General features: G+C 61.2%; 19 protein-coding genes. 2 read left to right on the top strand and 17 right to left on the bottom strand.

Annotated elements, in window-relative coordinates; translation table 11 throughout:
- Positions 1-162: 162 nt before the first annotated feature.
- The 8 genes from pgsA to rpsO form a co-directional block, all read right to left on the bottom strand.
- Positions 163-1287 (bottom strand): CDP-diacylglycerol--glycerol-3-phosphate 3-phosphatidyltransferase, encoded by a 1125-nt coding sequence (gene pgsA, locus Q0H23_RS07945; RefSeq protein ID WP_366509928.1) that lies wholly within the window; start codon positions 1285-1287, stop codon positions 163-165.
- Positions 1288-2670 (bottom strand): 30S ribosomal protein S12 methylthiotransferase RimO, encoded by a 1383-nt coding sequence (gene rimO / locus Q0H23_RS00500; protein ID WP_293814152.1) that lies wholly within the window; start codon positions 2668-2670, stop codon positions 1288-1290.
- Positions 2671-2795: 125 nt separating this feature from the next.
- Positions 2796-3293 carry a YajQ family cyclic di-GMP-binding protein gene (locus tag Q0H23_RS00495; protein WP_293814151.1) on the bottom strand — a complete coding sequence of 166 codons (498 nt, stop codon included), beginning with the start codon at positions 3291-3293 and terminating at the stop codon, positions 2796-2798.
- A 54-nt stretch (positions 3294-3347) separates the two neighbouring features.
- Positions 3348-4850: a helix-turn-helix transcriptional regulator gene (locus tag Q0H23_RS00490; RefSeq protein WP_293834575.1), complete on the bottom strand. Its 1503-nt coding sequence runs from the start codon at positions 4848-4850 to the stop codon at positions 3348-3350.
- Positions 4851-4858: 8 nt separating this feature from the next.
- On the bottom strand, positions 4859-7471 hold the full coding sequence (locus Q0H23_RS00485) for a DNA translocase FtsK (RefSeq protein ID WP_293834573.1): 2613 nt from the start codon (positions 7469-7471) through the stop codon (positions 4859-4861).
- 87 nt (positions 7472-7558) lie between these two features.
- Positions 7559-9217 (bottom strand): ribonuclease J, encoded by a 1659-nt coding sequence (locus Q0H23_RS00480; protein WP_293834570.1) that lies wholly within the window; start codon positions 9215-9217, stop codon positions 7559-7561.
- Between the two features lie 202 nt (positions 9218-9419).
- On the bottom strand, positions 9420-11642 hold the full coding sequence (locus Q0H23_RS00475; RefSeq protein ID WP_293834568.1) for a polyribonucleotide nucleotidyltransferase: 2223 nt from the start codon (positions 11640-11642) through the stop codon (positions 9420-9422).
- A 177-nt stretch (positions 11643-11819) separates the two neighbouring features.
- Positions 11820-12095, bottom strand: a complete 276-nt coding sequence (gene rpsO, locus Q0H23_RS00470) for a 30S ribosomal protein S15 (protein WP_293814146.1) — start codon at positions 12093-12095, stop codon at positions 11820-11822.
- Positions 12096-12365: 270 nt separating this feature from the next.
- Here rpsO and Q0H23_RS00465 point away from each other — a divergent pair, with 270 nt between their 5' ends.
- Positions 12366-12929, top strand: coding sequence for a hypothetical protein (locus Q0H23_RS00465; RefSeq protein ID WP_293834566.1), 564 nt, complete (start codon positions 12366-12368; stop codon positions 12927-12929).
- A gap of 93 nt (positions 12930-13022) precedes the next feature.
- Positions 13023-13805, top strand: coding sequence for an SDR family oxidoreductase (locus Q0H23_RS00460; protein WP_293834564.1), 783 nt, complete (start codon positions 13023-13025; stop codon positions 13803-13805).
- A gap of 46 nt (positions 13806-13851) precedes the next feature.
- Here Q0H23_RS00460 and Q0H23_RS00455 read toward each other — a convergent pair whose 3' ends face one another.
- From Q0H23_RS00455 to Q0H23_RS00415, 9 genes are all read right to left on the bottom strand, one after another.
- A complete protein-coding gene (locus Q0H23_RS00455; protein WP_293834562.1) occupies positions 13852-14769 on the bottom strand; it encodes a putative manganese transporter in 918 nt (305 codons plus the stop codon).
- A gap of 196 nt (positions 14770-14965) precedes the next feature.
- The gene (recO, locus tag Q0H23_RS00450; RefSeq protein WP_293834559.1) at positions 14966-15715 is read right to left on the bottom strand and encodes a DNA repair protein RecO; all 750 of its coding nucleotides are present in this window, start codon (positions 15713-15715) and stop codon (positions 14966-14968) included.
- Between the two features lies 1 nt (position 15716).
- Entirely contained in the window at positions 15717-16622 is a 906-nt protein-coding gene (gene era, locus Q0H23_RS00445) for a GTPase Era (RefSeq protein WP_293834557.1), read from the bottom strand.
- A gap of 12 nt (positions 16623-16634) precedes the next feature.
- On the bottom strand, positions 16635-17018 hold the full coding sequence (locus Q0H23_RS00440) for a diacylglycerol kinase family protein (protein ID WP_293834555.1): 384 nt from the start codon (positions 17016-17018) through the stop codon (positions 16635-16637).
- A 1-nt stretch (position 17019) separates the two neighbouring features.
- Positions 17020-17553: an rRNA maturation RNase YbeY gene (gene ybeY, locus Q0H23_RS00435; protein WP_293834553.1), complete on the bottom strand. Its 534-nt coding sequence runs from the start codon at positions 17551-17553 to the stop codon at positions 17020-17022.
- Entirely contained in the window at positions 17550-18524 is a 975-nt protein-coding gene (locus tag Q0H23_RS00430) for a PhoH family protein (protein WP_293834551.1), read from the bottom strand. The genes ybeY and Q0H23_RS00430 overlap by 4 nt, the downstream gene beginning before the upstream one ends.
- A gap of 39 nt (positions 18525-18563) precedes the next feature.
- Complete coding sequence (locus Q0H23_RS00425; RefSeq protein WP_293834766.1) at positions 18564-19796, bottom strand: MiaB/RimO family radical SAM methylthiotransferase; 1233 nt, start codon at positions 19794-19796, stop codon at positions 18564-18566.
- Positions 19797-19828: 32 nt separating this feature from the next.
- Positions 19829-21010: a molecular chaperone DnaJ gene (dnaJ, locus tag Q0H23_RS00420; RefSeq protein WP_293834549.1), complete on the bottom strand. Its 1182-nt coding sequence runs from the start codon at positions 21008-21010 to the stop codon at positions 19829-19831.
- Between the two features lie 66 nt (positions 21011-21076).
- A complete protein-coding gene (locus tag Q0H23_RS00415; RefSeq protein ID WP_293834546.1) occupies positions 21077-22201 on the bottom strand; it encodes a DnaJ domain-containing protein in 1125 nt (374 codons plus the stop codon).
- Positions 22202-22240: the final 39 nt, after the last annotated feature.

Below are 22240 nucleotides of genomic sequence, written 5' to 3'. Positions count from 1 at the left end.
AGACAGAAACCTGACACCCAAGCTCAGGGTCATCATGAAGACAGAAATGCGCCGCCCGCCAATCTGCGAACGGCGCCTTATTGAGCCCAAATGGCAAACCTTACAAACCACAGAGCTAAGGTTGACCAGAATGCGATTAGGAGACACGGCCTCCAGAGCGAGCTACAGAGCCTCAGAGACGAGCTCGAGCGCACGCATGACGGACTGAAGCCTAACCTGGTCTCGATTCCCCTCGAAGACCTCACTGACCGTGCGCGTCCCGTCACCGAACGAAAGGCCAAACCAAACTAGACCCACGGGCTTGCCAGGAACAGCGCCTCCCGGGCCAGCAATGCCGGTCACACTAACCGCCACATCGCAATCAAGCGCCCGTCGTGCGCCGGCAGCCATCTCAGACGCGCACTCAGAAGAAACAGCACCAACGCGCTCGAGGGTCTCATGCGAAACGCCGAGCAGTGCCTCCTTGACTGAGCAAGCATAGCTTCCCACGGCGCCCATGACGACATCAGACGAACCAGGAATAGCGGTGAGGGCACCCTCGACAAGACCTCCAGTGCAACTCTCGGCAGTACCAATAGTGAGGCCCTTCGCACGAGCGGCCTCAAGAACGCCCTCAGCCTTCTTGGTGACGTCATCCCAGGTCAGAGCTGAAGATTCAGCACCCGCCTCATCGACAGGCTCCTCATCGACAAGAGAACCCCACGCCTTCATGAAATAGTCCACGCCACTCCAGATCGTGAGAAGCACGGCAACAAACAGGGCTGCATAGGCAAGATTGATAAGCACGGTATGCAGAATCGTGTCCGCAGGCAGCGCAAGCGCAAGAAGATTGGTGCAAATGGCTCCCATGGTGGTAGCAGTCTTCCACTTGCCAAGGTCGCTTGCGGCGATAACAACTCCCTTGGAAGCAACGACCATACGAAGGCCGCTAACGAGAAACTCTCGCGACACGATAACGAGCAGCGGCCACGTAACAGGTTCACCACGTTCAAGCAGGTAGCACAGAGAAACGATAACGACGAGCTTGTCGGCAATCGGATCGAGGAACTTACCGAAGGTGGTCACCTCGTTGCGACTCCTCGCGAGGTATCCGTCGAGCTTGTCGGTAAGGGAAAGAAGGCAGAACGCGACAAATACCGCAAACATACCCAAGGAAATACCCTCAGTGGGCACCTTACCGCCAAGGACCTCGGCCATGAGAAGCCAAACGGGAACGAAGACGACTCGAATGCAGGTGACAATGTTAGCGGGAGTCCAGATGGAATGGCCTTTCTTGACGTCAGCCATTTAGTCCTCCTCATCAGGGGGCACGATCTCGCCCTCAAGTTCGTAACAGAAAGCCTCGGTCAGCAGTACGCGAACGACGTCTCCGACGGAAGCCTCCCCTTCCGGAATGTGAACCGCGCCGTCGCAATCGGGAGCCTGGAACCAAGCGTGACCAATGAGCTCGGGCTCGTCTCCGTCTGTGTCGACGCCGTCGATGATGACGTCGACCACCTCGCCGACGTGGCTCGCCGTCGCAGAGAAACCAAGCTCCTCCGCAATGTCAATCAGGCGCTGGGTGCGTTCGAGCTTCGTCTCCTCGTCAACCTGGCCGTCCATCTCGGCGCCGCGCGTGCCCTCTTCGGGCGAATAGGCAAAGACGCTGGTGTAATCGAACTCCTCCTTGGAGATGAACTCGACAAGCTCCTCAAACTCGTCGTCGGTCTCTCCGGGGAATCCGGCCATACCGGTCGTGCGCAGAACCATACCGGGAATCTCGCGGCGAAGACGCGCGAACAGCTCGGAGTACTCCTCGGCGCTGCCGGAACGGTTCATGCTCTTGAGCACGCGAGCATTGCAGTGCTGGATGGGCATGTCAATATACGGGAGAACCTCGGGCGTATCCCGAATCGCAGCAATGAGCTCGTCGGTCATTCCCTCTGGCTGGAGATACAGGACGCGCAGCCATGCGCCGTACGGCCTTACGACCTCTGCAAGGCGCACAAGGAGGCTCGCAAGGGTGTCGTCCTCACCAAGGTCCTTGCCCCAAATGCCCGTATCCTGGCCAATGAGAACGAACTCCCTAACACCCTGCTCCGCAAGGGCCTTGACCTCGGCGACGATCTCGCTATAAGGCCTCGAGGCATAGCGCCCGCGAATATAGGGGATCGCGCAGAAGGAGCAGAAACGGTCGCAACCGTCAGAGATCTTGATGTACGCGCTCGCGCCCTCAACGGTGCGGAGCGGCTCGGCAAGCGGGCCGGCAGCGGAGCCCTCAGCAGCTGGGACGAGAGATTCTCTGCCTAGGACGCCATCAATGACCCCGACGATCCCGTCCTCGGCATCCGCCCGAACGAAAGCCGCGACCTCGGGGAGCTCGGCAGGGAGATCGTCTCCGTATCTTGAGGGGACGCACCCGCACATGACGATGGGACGCTCGCGAACGCCCTCGCGGGCAGCCTCAGCGAGCTCAAGCGTACGCTCGATGCTCTCAGAGGCGGCACTTGCGAGGAAGGAGCAGGTGTTGACGATGACCGCATCCGCATCGGCCACGTCATCGGCCTCTCCATAACCGGCTCGCAACAGGAGGCTGCGCATACGGTCAGTGTCGACCTCGTTCTTCGCACACCCGAGCGTTACGAAAAGAATCAGGGGGGCGTCAGCCTCATTGACATTGCTCATCGTCATACGATGCCTTTCTTGCAAAAGACTCCCGACGGCCTACGCCGCATAAAAGGAGTCAACAGTCGTTTCTCGTCTCTACGTCCAACTGATAGAACGTCCCGGATAAATGTCCGGGACGCACGCTCAATCTAGCGATAGTTGTTGAACTGAAGGGGAATGCCGTAGTCCTGGTCGCGAAGGAAGGCGATTACCTCCTGGAGCGCGTCTCTGGAAGCACTCGTCACACGAAGCTTATCGTCCTCGACGGTAGCCTTCACCTTGAGCTTAAGATCGCGAATATCCTTCGAAATCTTCTTCGCGCACTCCTTGTCAATACCCTGGACGATATGGCCAACGACGCGAACGCTACCGCCCGAGGCGGCCTGGGGCTTATCCCAGCTCAAGCTCTTGAGGTCGACCTGACGCTTAACGAGGCGCCCGTTGAAAACGTCGATGACCTGCTTAGCGACAAAATCGGCCGGGGCGTTGACGGTCACGATGGCATCAGCCTTCGAAAGCTCGATGGATGCACCGGAACCCTTCAGGTCATAACGCTGCGTTAGCTCGCGAGCGGTCTGCTGATAGGCGTTGTCGACCTCCTGCATGTCAACGGTGGAGACGACGTCAAAACTTGAATCCTTTGCCATATGGCATCCCTTCGGGGCGACTGCCCTGGTAGTGAATACGAAACTGAATAGACGCTATTCCTCGGAAGAATCCGAGTCATCGTCAGAAGAACCAGCAGAAGCCGTTGTTGACGCCTTCGTGGCCGCGGAGGGATCCGTCCCCTGAATCGTGACGGAGGACACGCCCGCGCTCTTGCTGCCGAAGATCTGACGCTCGCCATTCTTCGTCACGGTGACGACGCTTGGGTCGCTCACGCGAATCTCGATGTTCTTCGTGACCGTATACTCCTCAGACCAAGCCCCCGTGATGGACTCTGCCACCTTTTGCTCACCGTCACAGGTGATTTCAACCCATGTCGTTGCACCTTCATCCACTGAAACCGCGACCTTGGTCTCCTGAGAGGCGGCGGCCGCGCTCGACGCAGCCTTCCTCTCCGCAGCGTCAGAGAGAACTTGCTGCTCGAGCGTCGAAGCGGTAGTCGCAGCCTGAGCGGTGTCAGAGGTGACAGCAGTTACCACATCGACCTTGCCGTTATCGTTCTTCGAGGAAGCGCACGAGCGAACCGAAGAAGAGATGATAATGATCAGAACGACAGCCAAGGCAATCGCGATGAGCGCGACGACACGCCTCGGATCCGAGGCGAAGGCCTGGATGAAGCCAGCGAAGCCGCTAGCCTGCGGCTGATTGTTGCGCGAGCGAAGATCGCGAGAGCGATTGGGCTGAGGGCGCCTCTTGACATTGGGGCGCTCGGGCGTGGGCACATTGCGAGAGCCCTCACGGCCCGCACGCGTGGAAGAAGGACGATATGGACGTGCCTCAGAGTCAAAGCGAAGGTCATCGCGATACTGGCCAGCATTCACACGACGCGTGGTCACGTCCCCACCGGGAAGCTCGCGACCACGAGAGCTCCCACCCCGACCGGCGTATCTAGAAGACCCATACGATGAGCCGTAAGACTCCCCATCTCCGCGGGAGCGCCTTGCATAGCCGGCCTCGCGAGCTCGACGATCGCGATCAGGCTCGTTGGGATCGCGCCGCGTATAGCGACGATCCTGTTCCTGCGAACCACGATATCCAGCGTATACGGATTGCCCGTAACGAGACGTTCCGGGCTGAGTGCGAGAAACGTACGAATTGCCACGAGAGGAATACTCGGAACGATAGTCATAGCGAGCACGCGGCATACCGGCAGAATCATCTTGAGCAGACGGAAGCGACGGCGGAGTCATCGAGACGGGCTTGATGATGTTCGTGGCCGATGCCGCGCCCTTATAAGAGGGCTCATCAGAAAGGCTTGCAAGGCCGGAAGGGGCTCGACCGGTAACGCCGGCGACATACTCGGCGTGTTCGCGCTCATAAAGTTCACTGATCTCGCGAGAGTCAAGGCCAAGGTATCTCGCATAGCTAGAAACCATGCCCTGGGCATAGCCTAGAGCAGGAAGATGATCGAAGTCGCCGGCCTCGAACGCCTCAAGCACGCTTTCGCGCATGCGAAGCACCTTGGCCGCCTGCGGGATCGAGAGGCGCAGCTGCCTGCGACGATTGTAGAGAATCTCGGCATAACGATAACGAGCCACTGGCCTATCTACACCTCCCTATAGGCCGCCTCAGCAGCCCTAAGTTCTTCGAGTCCGTCGGCATCAAGGAGGACCTCACGGGGCTTTGAGCCATCCGGAGGACCAACGATGCCCTTCTGCTCGAGGTTATCCATAATTCTTCCGGCCCTAGCGTACCCCACCTTAAGCCGTCTCTGAAGGCCACTTGTGGAACCTAGCTGAGAGTCCACAACAACTTGGGCCGCCTCCCACACGAGAGGATCATCGTCCTCCATGCCTTCCGCGGTAGCGGCTCCACCCGCGGCAGCAGGCGCAACCGCAGAAAGAATCTCGGCGTGATACTCAGGCTCACGCTGGTCACGAATGAAGGAGACGACGTTTTCGATCTCATCGTCACTGGCGTAGGCGCCAAGGACACGGCGAAGAACGCCTCCACTCTTGCGGAAGAGCATGTCTCCCCTACCCATGAGCCTTTCCGCACCGGTCTGATCGAGAATGACGCGAGAGTCAATGGAAGACGAGACCTTAAGGGCAACGCGCGTGTCAACGTTCGACTTGATAAGGCCCGTGACGACGTCTGCCGAAGGACGCTGCGTGGCCAGCACAAGGTGAATGCCCGCCGCGCGAGCCAGCTGCGCGATGCGGACGATCGAGGCCTCAACGTCCTTGCCGGCAACCATCATGAGGTCACTCAGCTCGTCGATGACGATGACGAGGTATGGCATCGGCTTGGGCGGATTCTCCATGTCCGCGAACTTGCCGTCCTCGACCATCTTGTTATAGACCTTCACGTCGCGCGCGCCGGCCCTCTCGAAGACCTTGAGGCGACGGTCCATCTCGGTGACGGCCCACTGCAGGGCGCTCGCAGCCTGCCTGGGCTCGGTCACGACCGGCACATACAGATGCGGAAGGCCCGCATAGCAGGAGAACTCAACGCGCTTGGGGTCAACGAGAATCAGACGCACCTGCTCGGGCGTGGTGCGCATGATAAGCGACATGATGATCGCGTTGATGAGCACCGACTTACCAGAGCCCGTGGTACCGGCAACAAGCATGTGCGGCATGCGCGCAAGGTCCGCGACGACCGGCGCGCCCTCTGAGTCCCTTCCGATCGCGAACTCGAGGGGGCCACCCTGAGCATACGGGAGAACGTCACCAAGGCAGACGTTCTGACGCTTCTTATTGGGAATCTCGATACCGACAAGCGACGTACCCGGGATGGGCGCAAAGATACGGACGGACTCGGACGCAAGCGAAAGCTGGATGTCATCCTGCAGATTCGTGATCTTGTTGACGCGCTCGCCATCGCCCATCTCGATCTTGAAGGTCGTGACAAGAGGACCAGCCGTCCAACCAGAGACACGGCTCGTGAGGCCGAACTCTTCGAGCGTCGACTGCAGGCGCCTCGCCGTACGCTCGAGCTCGGCGTCCGTGCTTGCGGAGCTGGCAGAATTCGGGTTGCTCGAAAGGAGCGAAAGCGGCGGCAACGTGAAATCATCCGATGCGTCACCCGGACGCGACGGCGAATCGGGGGCCGCAGCGACACGCTTGCGAGACCCCCTGCCAGGCTTTGGCTTTGCGGGAGAAGCGGCCTCCTTTGTCTTCCTGTACGCGTCCACGTCGGCACCGGCCTTGGCGGCCGTGTCGATAAGGAACGACGGGACGGCGGTCGCAGGGGCCGTGTCTGCAGCAGACTTGGCCTCGCCCTCGTCAAAGGGGGCGTCCCAGATGGTCGGATCGGCAGAGGACGATTCGACGTCGCCGGAAGCAGCGGCAGTCTCAGTGGGAGCAAGCTCCTCCTTAACGCCGGCAACGGGCATAACGCCACCAGCGGGACGCTCGTCCTCGATATCTAGCTTGGGATGGCGCTTGCGCCGTAGCACCGAGGTCTTGGGCTCAGGCTCGGAAGCGACACCCAGGGGCATCGTTGCCGTGGCGTGATCGACGTGATCAGGGGAGGATGAGCTGCGACGCAGGACGGACGTCTTGCGAGAACCGATGAACGATGTCGCAGGTTCTTCCGTAGGCGGCATCTCAGGCTCAGGAGAATCGTCCCACGGCTCGTCCTCGACCCAGGATGCCTGAGCCTGATTCGCGCGCTCGGTGCGACGACGAGTCGCTCCCCTCTCTCGAGCTGCGACGAACTTATCGGCAGCAACTCCCATGGAGCGCTGGATACGAAGGGCGAGCTTCGAGATGGAGAAGCCGCACACAACGAGGCCGCAGATGGCGAGTCCCACGAGGATGACCATGCCGACGACCTGCCCCATAAACGTAAGCAGGACCCAAGCGACACCCGACCCGACATATCCGCCATATGCAATGGCAACGTCAGCGGAAAGGACCGCATCCGCACTCGCTGCGGCACCGGGAGAGAGGATGGACAGCATCGATAGAACCGAAAGCACGACCATTGCGAGGCCAGCGGCCACGCGCGCGACGATTGAGGAATCCGTTGGGAGGAACATCGTCACGGCAAAGAGGATGAGCGCGATCGGCACGAGAAGTGCGCCCTCACCAAAGCCAAGGCGCAAGCCCTCAGCCACGGCACGAGTGAGAATCGCATCGCTCGTGGAGACGAGCGCGGCGATCATCGCAACCGCGACGACAATGATAACGACGCCGACGAGGTCGTTTGCCATGCCGGAAGGAGCGCCCGCCGAAGCGGGCCTCCTCTGCGAGCTTCTGTTCTGTTGTGCGTTTGAGCTGCGTTTCGCGGGCATGCGGGGCTAGACCTCCATGACGACCGGAATGATCATCGGGCGGGTGTGGGTCTTGGACCAGAGGTAGTTCGTGAGCGAGTTGCGGACGGCCTTGCGCAGGACGTCGACAGAAGGGCTGCCCTGGTTGTTCTTGTCAACCGTGGAGCGAACGAGGTCCTCGATGCCGGCAAGGAGCTCGTCATCGCTCGAGAACGAGACGCCACGACTGGAGACGTCGACGTCAGCGACCTTGAGGGAGCGGCTCTTGAGCATGACGACGCAGGTGACGATTCCGTCCTGGGCGAGCTTCTGACGGTCGCGAAGAACGACGGGGTCAGTGTCGCCGATACGAAGGCCGTCAACGTAGATAATGCCGGAATCGACGCTGGGGCCAAGCGTGACCTTGCCATCGCGCATCTGGAGAGAGTCGCCGTTGTCGAGCAGCCAGATATTCTCGCGGGGAACGCCTACGGATTCCGCGAGCTTCGCGTGAGCGCGAAGGTGGACGGCCTCGCCGTGGACCGGCATGAAGTTGCGCGGATGCACCATGGCCAGCATGAGCTTGAGCTCCTCCTGGCGACCGTGGCCAGAAACGTGCACGACGGCGTTTGACTTATCGAAGACCTCGCAGCCGATCTTGGACAGCGAGTTGATAATGCCCTGAACGCTCTTCTCGTTACCGGGAACAGGCGTGGCGGAGATGATGACGGTGTCGCCTTCGCAGATGGAGAGGCTCTTGTGCTCGCCGTTCGCCATGCGGGCGAGCGCGGAGAGGGGCTCACCCTGGCTGCCGGTGCAGAGCACGACGATCTTGTCCTCGGGGATATCGCGGAGCTCGAACGCATCCAGGATGTCCTCGTCCGCAATCTTGAGATAGCCGAGCTGACGGGCAATCTTGGTGTTAGTCACCATGGAACGACCGGTCACGACGACCTTGCGACCGACCGCAGTGGCGGCATCGCAGACCTGCTGGAGACGGTGGATGTGGCTGGAGAAGCTCGCGACGAACACGCGACCGGGGGCGTTCTTGATAATGTGCCTGAGTGCGGCGCCCACCGTGGCCTCGCTGGGGGTGAAGCCAGGGATGTTGGCGTTCGTGGAATCAGAAAGCAGCAGGTCGACGCCCTGCTTGGCAAACTTGTTGATGGCGTTGTAGTTGGGCGTGACGCCATCGATGGGAGTCTGGTCGAGCTTGAAGTCGCCCGTGTGCATGACGGTGCCGGCAGGCGTCTTGATATAGAGGCCGAGCGCGCCGGGAATCGAGTGCGTCATCGCGAAGAACTGGAGCGTAAAGCAGCCGAGACTGAGGCTAGAGCCATCAGTGACCTCGCGGAACTTCGGACTCTTGATGTTGTGCTCGGCGAGCTTGCCCTCGATCATGCCAAGCGTGAGCTTGCTCGAGAAGATAGGCACCTTGCGCGTGAGGTCCATGAGGAGGTACGGGAGCGCGCCCGTGTGGTCCTCGTGGCCGTGAGTGATCACGATACCGCGGAGCTTCTCCTCGTTCTCGAGGACATAGGTGTAGTCAGGAAGGACGAGGTCGATTCCAGGCTGATCATCATCGGGGAACATGAGACCAGCGTCGACGAGGACCATGTCATCGCCGCACTCGAACGCCGTCATGTTCTTTCCGATGCCATCAAGGCCGCCAAGCGGGATGATCTTGAGCGTCGGGGTCTTTGACATATGTGAGGAATTCCTCCTTGGTCTAGGGACTAAAAGGTAAAGCGGCAAAGCCGCGTCTTCATGAGTGTGGGGAGAAGACATCGAACGTGCCTTCTGCAACCAAGTAATTATAACAGCGAAGGGAGGGTCCCAGAAGAGGACCCTCCCTTCGCATGCGGTGTCAACCAGGAATTAACCTGTCTAACGTCCGCAATTCATACGATTAGCCCTCGTGGTGACGACGCGGGGCGCGGCCGGTGTTGCCGTTGTCGCCGGGGTGACGACGCGGCTTGCGCTCGCCCCTCTCCTCGCGCTTGCCCTCGTGGTGGGAAGCGGGCTTGGAGCCAGCAGGAGCCTCGGGCTTGTCGATGCGATCAAGGCTGATCTTGCCCTTCTCGTCGACCTCGAGGACACGGACCTTGACCTCGTCGCCGACAGAGAGGACGTCCTCGACCTTGTCAACGCGGCCCTGGGCGACGCGAGAGATGTGAAGCAGACCGTCCTTGCCGGGAAGAAGCTCGACGAAGGCGCCGAAAGGCTGGATACCCACAACGCGGCCCAGGTACTCCTCGCCCACCTCGGGGACCTTGACGATGGCCTTGATGCGAGCGGCGGCATCCTCAGCAGCACCATCGGTGCCGGCGATGAAGACGTTGCCGTCCTCCTGGATGTCGATCGTGGCGCCCGTGTCATCCTGGATGCCGCGGATGACCTTGCCGCCAGAGCCAATGACGTCACGAATCTTGTCAGTCGGGATCTGGATGGTGATGATCTGCGGGGCGGTGTCCTTCGGGGTCTCGCGAGGAGCGGGGATCTCGTCGAGCATGGCCTTCAGGATGAAGGCGCGACCCTCGTGAGCCTGGTGCAGGGCCTGGGTCAGAATCTCAGGCGTGAGGCCGGTGGCCTTGTTGTCCATCTGCATGGCGGTGATGCCGCGCTCGGTGCCGGTCACCTTGAAGTCCATGTCGCCGAGGAAGTCCTCGAGACCCTGGATGTCAGACAGGACGACGGTCTTGCCCTCCTCCTGGATGAGGCCCATGGCGATGCCAGAGACGGGGCGCTTCAGAGGCACGCCGGCGTCCATGAGGGCGAGGGTGGAGCCGCAGGTAGACGCCATCGAGGAAGAGCCGTTGGACTCCATGACCTCAGAGACGACGCGAATGGTATAGGGGAACTCCTCCTCGGAGGGGATCACCGGGAGAAGCGCGCGCTCGGCGAGGTTGCCGTGGCCGATCTCGCGACGCTTCGGGCTGCCCATGCGGCCGGTCTCACCAGTGCAGTAAGGCGGGAAGTTGTAGTGGTGGATGTAACGCTTGCCGTCAACCGGCTCGATGGTGTCAAGGCGCTGCCACTCGTTGAGCATGCCGAGGGTGCAGATGGAGAGGACCTGGGTCTGACCGCGCTGGAAGAGGCCGGAGCCGTGAACCAGCGGCAGGTAGTCGGGCTTCACCATGAGCGGACGAATCTCGTCTGCGGCACGGCCGTCGACGCGCTCGCCGGTCTCGACGACCATGATGCGCATGGCATGCTTCTCGAGGCTCTTGAGCTCGACAGGGATCTCGCGGCTGTACTCGGCCTGCTCCTCGGGAGTGAACTCGTCCTTGATGGCGGCCTTGAGCTGCTCGACCTTACCAATGCGGGAGAGCTTGTCGGCGTCCTTGAGGGCGGCGCTCATCTCGTCATAGTGGGCAAAGACCTTGTCGTGGACGTAGGCGACAGGCTCGTCATAGACGTACTCGCGCTTGACGATCGGGCCGTTGGCCTCCTCGTACTTGGCGAAGAACTTCTCCTGCTCCTCGCAGAAGGCGGCAATGGCCTCCTGGCCAAAGGCCATGGCGGCGAGCATGTCGTCCTCGGAGATCTCATCGGCAGAAGCCTCGAGCATGGAGATGTAGGTGGTGGAACCAGCGAGCTCGAGGTCGAGATCGGAGGCGTCGCGCTCCTCGTAGGTCGGGTTCACGATGAACTCGCCCGTCTCGGGGTTACGGCCGATGCGCACGCAGGCCAGCGGGCCCTCGAAGGGCACGCCACCCACGGTGAAGGCGGAGCTAGCGGCCATGACGCACATGGTGTCGACCGGGTTGACCTGGTCTGCCACGAGGGAGGTAGCGACGACCTGGACCTCGTTGCGGAAGCCGGCCGGGAAGGACGGACGCAGCGGACGGTCGATCATGCGAGCGGTGAGGGTGGCCTTCTCGGAAGGACGGGCCTCACGCTTGAGGTAGCCACCGGGGATACGACCCACGGCGTACATCTTCTCGATGAAGTCAACCGTCAGCGGGAAGAAGTCGTAATCCTTGCGCTCCTTGGAGACGACGGCGGTGACGAGCACCGTCGAGTCGCCCTGCTTGACGAGAACGGCACCCGTGGCCTGCTTCGCAAGCTCACCGGTCTCAAGCACGTAGTGCTTGCCGTAGAGGTCAAACTCGTGTGTAACCTTTGCCATTTCTTTCCCTTATCTCCGCCTGCCACGTTGCAGACGGGCCGTCTGCGGACTCCAAGAACGAGTGGATCCCATTCTCGCTTGGTCTGGCGCGGCAACGTCGCGCAAGCCCGCCGTGCCCAGACCCTTGGGCACACGATATGAAAAGGGGCGCCTGAGGCGCCCCGTAGGTCCCGCTAATTAGATGTTGTCGCGGATGCCAAGCTTAGCGATGAGCTCACGGTACTCGTTGATGTCGTTCTTCTTGATGTAGGAGAGGAGACGACGACGCTTACCGACGAGCATGAGGAGGCCACGACGGGTGTGGAAGTCCTTCTTGTGGGACTTCATGTGCTCGGTGAGCTCGCGGATACGGTCGGTGAGGATGGCGGCCTGAACGGCGGCGGAACCGGAGTCCTGCTCGTTCTTGCCGTACTCCTTGATGAGCTCGGCCTTGCGCTCCTTGGAGATGGTCATGATGACACCTTTCTCTCTCGTTCGCCCCAAACTGGGATCGACGCCGGTGTAAGCGTTCGTCCAAGTGAGGGGTACTTACAAACCTGTAAAAGATTAGCACAGATACGACGCGAGCACGACAAGAACACAAGTTGGGCCGCAAAGAGTGAAAGTGACGAGCCTCCCGCTTCGGCATTCCGCCGGAACGAGCGAGCCAACGGTAATGCGCTGCGCCGAGTGCCATTCAGACGCATAGCTATACTGTAGTACTTCAAAGAGGAGGAGAGAACCATGGCAGATGTTGCTCGCTCACGCTTGCCAAAGCGAATCGCGCTTGTCACCTTTGGCGAAACCCACGCCCTCCCCTCTTTGATAGCAAATGACTTCGAGGATGCCCTGGGCGCGTACTCGGAGATTGGCGGGACAAGACCTCCCGCAGTCCTGCACTCTCTCGAGGGTGAACTAGCGGTCGACGCCGTGGTCATCATATTCGCAGCCAACGACGCGCAATTGGCAGAAAACCTGCTTAAAAGCCTCGAAAGTACGTGCCTCGTCTATGCCCTGGCGTCTGACGACACCGAAGATGCCAAAAATGCGCTCAGGGCCCTTGACGCTCTTAAAGACGCCTGCAATGAGCAGGGCCTCTCTTGGAGGGGCGGTCTCGCCGTTCCTTGCCGTGTGTGGTATGAGGCGCACATGGGCAAGCCCCGCATGGGAAGCGCAAGGCGGTCTTTGTCCGAGGCGACGGACGACGTCGTCCTCGCCCTTAGATGCGGCAATTATGCCGGCGTTTCGGTCGTGAAGGCGCCTCTAAGGGCTAGGATTTCCACTCCCAAGACGTCCGCTCACCGCTAGGCACATTTCCTAAACGGCACTAGTCGATGACCCAATCTGTCCCCCATAATGGGAATGCAGAATAGGCCATGAATTCATTGGGAGTGATTCGTCGTGAGCGATACGGCCAAGTGGGCACTCATCACGGGAGCAACGGGCGGGCTCGGCCGCGAAATGGCAAGACAGCTCGCAGCCAAAGGCTGGTCTCTCGTCCTCCATGGCCGCAACGCCGACGCCCTCATGGCCCTCGCCGGCGAGACGGCTCGAGAAGGGACCATCGTTCGAACGGTAACCGCAGACCTCGCGACAATTGACGGCCCAGCGACGCTCGTCGCCGAGATAGACGCTCTTGGAATCGAGGTCGAGCTGCTGGTAAACAATGCAGGGCTTGGCTATACGGCCCAATTCGTCGAGAGCGACCTCGACCGCCAGCGCAAGCTCGTTCAGCTCGATGTCATGACCCCGCTCGAGCTTTGCCATGCATTTGGCTCACGTATGGCCGCACGTGGCCACGGCCAGATCATGAACGTCGCCTCCGTTGCGGGCGTCATGCCGGGACCTGGCATGAGCACATACTTCGCTTCGAAGGCCTTCGTGCTCTCCCTCTCAGAGGCACTTCACGAGGAGCTCTCCCCCAGGGGCGTGCAGGTCATGGCGCTTTGCCCTGGCCCGGTTAACACCCGCTTTTGGGAAGTCGCGGAGAATGGCGCCACGCGCGCCCAGGCGCTGTTCCTCACCCCTGAAGAGGTGTGCCGCATCGCCCTCGTTTCGCTCGCGCGCGGTAGGGCTGCTTGCGCCCCAGGGCTCCTGTCGAAGATCTGCTACGGATTCGGCCGAGTTGCCCCTTACGCCGTGAGCAGGAAAGTGGCGGCCGTCCTTACCGGAAAGCGCGGATAGAAACCCTCCAAGGGGCAATTCGCTCGCGGCCCATTCGCAAGCGTCCCTACAGACCAAGGCCGAGGATCACGAGGCCCGACACGACGCCGATGGCGTAGAGCAGACCGAGGATCGCGGCGTTCTGTCGGGCATTCTCGTTCGTGCGGAATAGCACGAGGTAACCGGCACCGCCCGCAACGAGCGTGCCCGCCATCATGGGCGCGAGCCCAAGAGCCCCGTCGAGATACAGCTGCGTGACGATGACGCTCGCGGCGCAATTGGGCACCATGCCAACGAGCGCGGAGCAGAACACCGCAAGCACGGCGTTGCTGGAGAGAAACGCGCTGATGGCGTCCTCCCCTACCCACTCGATAAGGCCGCCGAGGACAAGCGTGACGAAGAAGATGAACGCAACCACCTGAGCCGTACGGTAAGCGGAGTTGATAAGCACCCATACGACAGCCTGACCACGAGTAAGGGGTTCGCCACAGCCGCAATCGCAGGTGTATTGCGACGGATCGAAGTCATCCCCTTCGCTATCCTCCGCCTCGAACGGTTCGGGCTCAGCGAGCTCTCCCCTTCCAAGAAGATGCAAGACTCCATCAACCGCAAAACCAGCGACAAGGCCGATCGCTGCCTTACTAAAAAGGATATGGCCGAGAACAGCAGGGTCAACATGCTCAGCTACGAGCAGCGGCAGCATCTCGTCTGACGTCGACAGGATGACGGCAACAAGCGTGCCAAGCGTGACGAAGCGGTCCGCGTAGAGCATGGCGCCAACGGCGGAGAATCCGCACTGGGGAATGACGCCGAGAACAGCACCTATGGCAGGCCCGGCGTGGCCGGCGCGCTGAATCGCGGAGGCGGCCTTGTCGCCAGCGAACAGCTCGAGAAGGCTGACGACGACGTACGTCAAGAAAAGAAAGGGAATGAGGACGAGAGTGTCCTTCACGGCATCAAGCAGAACGTCGAGCACGAACTCCATTAGTTAAAGCCCCTAATCCAGTGGGATTCAATTACGGATGGGCATGATAGACCCGTCAATATCTGAATGACTGCGCATATTTTTCACCGTGGAGAACCGGTGACGAAGACGTTGCAAAACGATAACGCGCGAGCTAGAAAACCCTGCTCATCAAAAACACGCGCTCGCGAGCGCGACTCGAACAATAAACGACTCGCTAGACGGAGAGCATAAACTCGAACGCCCGCAAGCGGGACTCGAGGTACGTCGCCGCCCACCTATGGCAAATGACGAGCAACAGGGAGGAAACCTGTCCGTCGATAGGCACCTCGAGCAGCTGATCGAACGTGCTGCCCACAAGAGCCGCAAGCCAGCCAAGGGTGGCGGCATCCACCGGCTCCGCTCCCTCGATATTGCGCGCGCAGCTCTCACAGAGCGCCCCGCCCGCAGCGCAAGAGAATCGAGTCACCGCGGCGTCACCACAAGCGACGCACTCGTCAAGAACTGGTCTCCAGCCCTGGTGAGAGAGCACCTTGAGCGCATAGGCCCCTACAACGAGGTCGAGATGCGCCTGATCGGCGGCTTGTTCACACGCAAGTAGGGCTCGAGAGCAAATGGGGGCCAAGAACGGATCGTGAGCGTCGGGAAAGCTCGTGAGCTTGGCGACCTCGCACACGACGCTCGCCGCGCTCACACGCTCTAGATCGCCGCGAAGGGCTTGGTGCGGATTCGTAAGCTGCGCCTCGGCCACGACATCGAGGTTGCGACCCAGCGCGAGGAGCAAATCAAGTTCACAGAACAGCTGGACCCGCGCCGCAAGCTTGCCCCCGGGCTTGCGCGCGCCCTTCGCAACCGCGCGCCCCTGGGAGCCGTCGCGCTCGAGAAGAGTGAGAATAAGATCGCTCTCCCCTAGCTTGGTCCTGTCGACAACAATGGCGGAGGTATGCCTGGATCGACCTCTTGGCACGCTATTCCGCCGCCTCATAGCCTAGGCGGCGGATCTCGTTCTGATCGCGGCGCCACTGCGGCCGCACCTGCACGCGGAGCTCGAGGAACACCTTGCCGCCGAGCAGACGCTCGATGTCGGGACGGGCGGTCATGCCGATCTTCTTGATCATCGAACCACCCTTGCCGACGATGATGCCCTTCTGTCCATCGCGCTCGACAAGGATCGTGGCTGAGACGCTCGCGTGCCCACCCTTCTTCCAAACGATGTCGTTGCAAACGACGGCAACGGAGTGCGGAACCTCATCCCGGCAGTTGAGCAGGACCTTCTCGCGAATAAACTCGCTGACGAGGTCCTCCTCCGTAGCGTCCGAATCCATGCCCTCCGGGAACCACTTCGGCCCTTCGGGCAGCTTGTCACTCACGAGGCGGAGGAATGCGTCGACGTTAAAGCCCTCCGTGGCACTCGTCACGATGACGTCATCGAAATGCGCGAGCTTCTCAGCAGCCTCCAGCTGAGCCGCCATCTGATCGGGCTTGGTGAGATCAGCCTTGGTGAGAACGAGGATCTTGGGCGCTCGAGCATGGTCAACATGCGTGCCAACCCACTCGTCGCCAGTGCCGACGGGCTTGGTGCTATCAACAAGCATCGCCACCACGTCAACGTCGGAAAGCTCGCCCAGGGCGGCGCGGTTCAGCTCCTTGCCAAGGGCATCCTTCGGCTTGTGGAGGCCCGGGGTATCGACTATCACGATCTGGCTGTCAGGCGTGTTGACAACGGCGCGAAGACGCTTGCGCGTGGTCTGCGCAACGGGGCTGGTGATGGCAAGCCTCTCGCCCATGCAGGCATTGAGCAGCGTAGACTTGCCAGCATTGGGACGACCGACGAGCGCAACGAAGCCGCTACGAAATGGTTTGTTCTCAGACATGGGAATCACTCTCTAGAAGAACTTCTCGATTGCTGCGGACCCAAGAACGACAAGCCCCGCAATACCGACAAACAGGCATAAAATCCAAACCGCGGCAGCGGCGATATCCTTCGCACGCCCGGCAAGCGGATGATACTCCGGGCTCACGAGGTCAACGATGGTCTCGATGGCGGTGTTGAGCAGTTCGGCGCACAGCACGGCTCCGCAACATAGAAGAATGACGCCCCACCGCACGGGGTCAATCTCCAGGAACAGGCCGCATACGACGGCAAACGCGAAGCCGCCCAGCATGACCTTTATGTTGCGCTCGCTCGTAACGGCAAAACGAAAGCCCTGGAGGGCAAAGCCAAAGCTTCGCCAGAACGTGGGGTGGTTGCGCTTTGACCCAGGAATCATGCTAGCCCTCCGAATTCTCAGGCGACGAAGGGAGCGGGGTGTCGTCCATATGGCGCGTGGTTGCGACGTGCCCGAGGTCGCGCCCGCACGCAAGAGCAAGGAGCTCGTCCTCGCGAGCTTCCATAACGCGAGCGTCCCCCTCTTCGATGTGGTCATAGCCGAGAAGGTGAAGGAGCGAATGAATCGCCATGAGACGCGTCTCGTCCTCAGCCGAAGTGCCAAACTTCACAGACTGAGCTGCAAGGACGGCGGGAGCCATGGCAATATCGCCAAGCTCGCAGGGCTCCCTCGGAACAAGGTCCGGGTCATCCGGGCGTTCGCACTCAAGCGAGATGACGTCGGTCGGCGACTCAACGCCACGCCATTCCGCGTTGAGCTCCTGCATCGACTCCTCGCCCACGACACTCACGGAGACGGAGCAAGGCCGATCGACCCCCTCCTCATCGAGCACGAGGTTGAAGACTCGCTCGAGCTCTTCGGCCGAAATGGCAAGCTCGCTGCCGTCCTCCACGAACAGGGCGATGTCGACGCTCATGCAAGACCTCCCTGCGTACGAGACGAACGAGCCTCGGCGGCCTCATACGCCTCGACGATACGCGCGACGAGAGCGTGACGCACGATATCCGTGCGGCCAAGGTCAACAAACGCTATGTCCTCCACGCCTTCGAGGGCGCGGCGCGCACTCGTAAGGCCACTGGGACCGTTGAGGTCACGTTGGGACGCATCGCCGGTGACGACGAACTTGCTGCGGAAGCCCATGCGCGTAAGGAACATCTTCATCTGCTCGGGCGTTGTGTTCTGAGCCTCGTCAAGAATGACGAAAGCATCGTTGAGCGTGCGGCCGCGCATATAGGCGAGCGGAGCGATCTCAATAACCCCCTGCTCAATGAGGGCGTTTCCCCTCTCCATGTCCGTCATGTCGAAGAGCGCGTCGTAGAGCGGGCGAACGTAGGGGTCGAGCTTCTCCTGGAGGGTTCCCGGAAGGTAACCGAGAGACTCCCCCGCCTCGACGACGGGACGGCAGAGCACGATGCGGCCAACCTCACGACGCTTGAGCGCTGCCACGGCCATGGCCATGGCAAGGTAGGTCTTGCCCGTGCCAGCGGGACCGAGAGCGAACGTAAGTGTGTTCCTGCGGGCGGCCTCGATATAACGGCGCTGTCCTGCGGTCTTTGGCCTGAGTGCACGGCCGCGATAGGTTAGGAGGATGTCGTCGGCAAACGACGCATCCGTCTCGCCGGACGTGCGAGACCGAGTAAGGAGAAGGTCAACCTCGTCGGGAGAGGGTGTCTCGCCCAAAGAAACCATCTGGATTAGCTGCGAGAATATCGAGATAACGCGATTAGCCTCAACGGGCTCACCCATGACGGAGACCTGATTGCCTCGTACCGTGATCGTTGCGTCCGTCATGGCCTCAATCCTGCGGAGGAGTGAGTCCGCAGGGCCCATGAGGGCTGTCATGTCGACGGAATCAGGAATGGTGAGTCTAACGAGAGACGGCTCCATGCTCCTCCTTTTTGTGCGTTGCCATCATCTAATGATACGTCACGACCTGGCATCGAGAAGACCGGCGGGCGTAAGCCCACTTGGGACGACACTAATAAGCTCGCCAAGGTGGCCCTCGTCGACAGCCACATCGACAAGCCCGCCCGTGACGCCACGAGCATCATGCTCAACAAGAACGAGCTGCTCAGAGCCCACGAGCGACTCGACATACGAACGACGAGACGCCGCCGCGCACTCGCGCATGAGACGTCCACGTTCGGCGCTCACGACGGGATCGACCTGGCCATCCATACTCGCAGCCACGGTTCCCGGGCGACGAGAGTAACGGAACACGTGCATCTTCGAGAAAGCGATCCTCTCGCAGGTGGCGAGGCTTTCAGAGAACTCCTCGTCCGTCTCGCCAGGGAAGGCAACAATGAGATCACACGCGACAGCAAGTCCAGGAAGCGCCATGCGAGCGCGCTCGACGACCTCCTCGTACTCCGCGACCGTATAGGGCCTGCCCATACGGGACAGCGTGGCGTCGCACCCGCTCTGGAGCGGGATGTGGAGGAACGGCGCAACCCTGCCCTCGCTATTCGCCATTACGCGGAGAAGCTCGTCTGTGACACCCGCAGGCTCAATAGAGGAAAGGCGCAAACGGGCAACCTCGGTCTCTTCAAGGATGCGCGCGAGAAGACCGGCGAGGTCAAGGCCCTCGGACTCATAACGCCCGAGGTCAATGCCCGTAAGCACAACCTCTCGAGCGCCATCTTCGATTAGGCTGCGAACGCCAGAGAGCACTTCCTCAGGCGAGACGGACCTTGCCGCTCCGCGAGCCTTCCAGACGATGCAGTAGGTGCAACGGTTGTCGCAGCCATCCTGAATCTTGAGACCCGGGCGCATGCGGCCCGTAGGAGTCACGGAGGAGCTGTGGGAACGCAAGGCGCCAAGGCCTCCCGAAGCGCAGTCAACGCCAAGCTCGCTCAGGACTCGACCGGCGACAAAGGCCTTGTCCGCCTCGACGATGACGTTGGCGGCAAGAGCCTCGAGCTCGGGAGCGAAGAGGCTCGCCACGCATCCCGTGGCAAGCACAATTGGCTCCTGCGGAAGGCCGGCGGCATGGCGAACCGCCTTGCGAGCCTTTGCCTCGGCCTCGCCGGTCACCGCGCAGGTATTGATGACAATGGCGTCCGCATCGTCCTCTTTGACGAGTTCGCAGCCAGCAGCCTCGAGTTCGCGCGCGATCGCGTCGAGCTCGACGCGATTCACTCGACAGCCAAGGTTCGACATGGCCACGCGTGCTCGCGAAGAGCCGAGCCGCGTCACTTGCCGTGCCTTTCGCCAGACGCCTTCTTCGCAGACGCCGCGCGACCCGGGCGCTTGCCGAAGAAGCCCTCATGGGAAGCCGTCTCGTCAGAGACGCGCTCGCCACGCGAGGCGGCGATGGCACGCAAGGAATCAAGATCCGCCTTCGAGAGGTCCTGCGGCACGACGATGTTAACCACGACGACGAGGCTACCCCTCGCGGAGCTGCCTTGACGCGGCATGCCATAGCCCTCGACCTCGATGTGCTGTGCATGCTGACAGCCGGCAGGCACCTTTACCTCGACGGTCTCACCCTCGAGGATGCCCTCCACCTTGAGCGTGCAACCACACATGGCCTCGAGTGCGGAGACGTCCTCGACGCAGAAGAGGTCATCGCCCTGGCGCTCGAAACGCTCATCCTCACGGACCTCGATGCGAACGACAAGGTCTCCGGAACGATCGCCACGGATTCCAGCCTCGCCGTATCCCTCGACCTTAAGGGTCTGTCCGGAATGGACGCCGGCGGGAACATCGATCTTCACGGTCTCGTGATTGGGCGTGCGACCCTGTCCGCCACAGGTCTCGCATGGGTGGTCGATAACCTTACCCGTGCCATGGCACTCCGGACACTCGCTCTGGGTCTGCATCTGGCCGAGGATGGTGCGCTGGACGGTCACGACGCGACCAGTTCCGTGGCAGCGGGAGCACGTGGTGACCTTGCCACCTTCCGCGGCACCGGTGCCATTGCAATCGTCACAAGGAGCGAGGCGATCGTAGGTGATGGTCTTGGTGACGCCACGAGCCGCGTCCGCGAGGCTGACGCGAAGCGTGATGCCCATGTCGCGACCCGCAGTACGAGCCGCCCTCCCGCCACCAGAAGAGGCTCCCCCTCCAAAGAACGAGGAGAAGATGTCATCCATGCCAAAGCCGCCGAAGATATCGGAGACGTCCGCATAACCACCACCGAAGCCGGCGGGACCGTCCGGGTCCCCGTAGCGGTCATAGTTAGCGCGCTTCTGCTCGTCAGAGAGGACGGAGTACGCCTCGTTGACCTCCTTGAAGCGCTCCTCCGCATCCGGGGCGTCGTTTACGTCCGGGTGGAGGGTGCGCGCCTTCTTGATGTAGGCACGCTTGATGGCTCGCGCGTCAGCGTCATGGTCAACGCCGAGGACCTCGTAATAATCGATCTTAGCTTCCACGCTCGTTATACTCGCTTCCCAACTCACTTGTTCGAACCGAAGGCGGCACGAGCCGCCGAAGAAGAACTAGCCAAGCCTCGTGGCACCCGTATAGCCTGCGGTTCCAAGACCGCTCATGCACGAAACCATAAAGCTCATGAAGATGGCGACTGTCGCGCCGTTTACGGCTCCGTTCACCAGATAGCTGCTGGCGTTCTTCCACCAGCGGGAACCATGGTGCAGAAAGCCGCCGGACTTCAGAATCAGCCAGATGCCGATGCCGCACAGGGGCAGCGAGAACACGGCGGCAACATCGACGAGCACCTTGACCGTGAGACCGAGGATGATGAACGGCAACGCAAAGCCGATCATCTGGAAGCCCTGGGCCGCGCGAGGGCTGAGACGCTCGCTGGGCACGCCAACGCGGCAGACGAAGTCGCCGGACGTGGAGCCATTCGTTCCGGCATTGCCCATGCCGCTCACGCGAACGGTGTCGCCGTCGTGGCTACCTGCGGGGATATCGATGACGACCTCGCTCGCAGAGAGAACGCGGCCGGAACCGCCACAGGAGCTGCACGGATCCGCAACGACCTTGCCCGACCCCTCGCACTCCGGGCAGACCATGTTCATGACGCCGATGCCAAAGAGACTCGCGAGGTCCACCGAGATGTGGCCCGAGCCACCGCAGGTGGGACACGTCCTCGCGTGGTCAGTGTGCACGGAGCCCATGCCGTGACAGACCTCGCACGCGACGTAGCGCTGATAGGTAACGCCCTTGCGGCAGCCCTCCTTAGCCTGCTTGTCGTCGATGTCAAGCTGATAAACGACATCGCCGCCAGCCTGGGGATTGTAAGCGCGGCTGCGCGAACGAGCCGAGCGCTGCGAGCCAAACCCGCCGCCGAACGGGAAGCCCCAGAAGTCGCCCATGCCCCCGAAGGGGTCGCCCTGGGCACTGGGCGAGCCATAGCCGCCGGAAGCGGCGAAGGGGTTGCCAGACTGCATGGCGTCATAACGACGGCGTTTGTCTGGATCAGAGAGCACGGCGTAGGCCTCGGAGACCTCCTTGAACTTCTCCTCGGCGTCAGGCTCCTTGTTGATATCAGGGTGAAGCTTGCGAGCCTTCTGCTGGAAGGCCTTACGAATCTGCTCCTCGGTCGCATCGTGATCGACGCCGAGGATCGCGTAATAGTCTTTATCGTTCATCGAGGCCATGGACTCGTGGTCTCCCGTCTCGTAGGCCCATCCCGGACT

This window comes from uncultured Parolsenella sp., from assembly GCF_934660935.1.
Classification (GTDB): domain Bacteria; phylum Actinomycetota; class Coriobacteriia; order Coriobacteriales; family Atopobiaceae; genus Parolsenella.
Note: the sequence above shows the minus strand (reverse complement) of the source record. Positions and strands in the feature narration are given on the sequence as shown.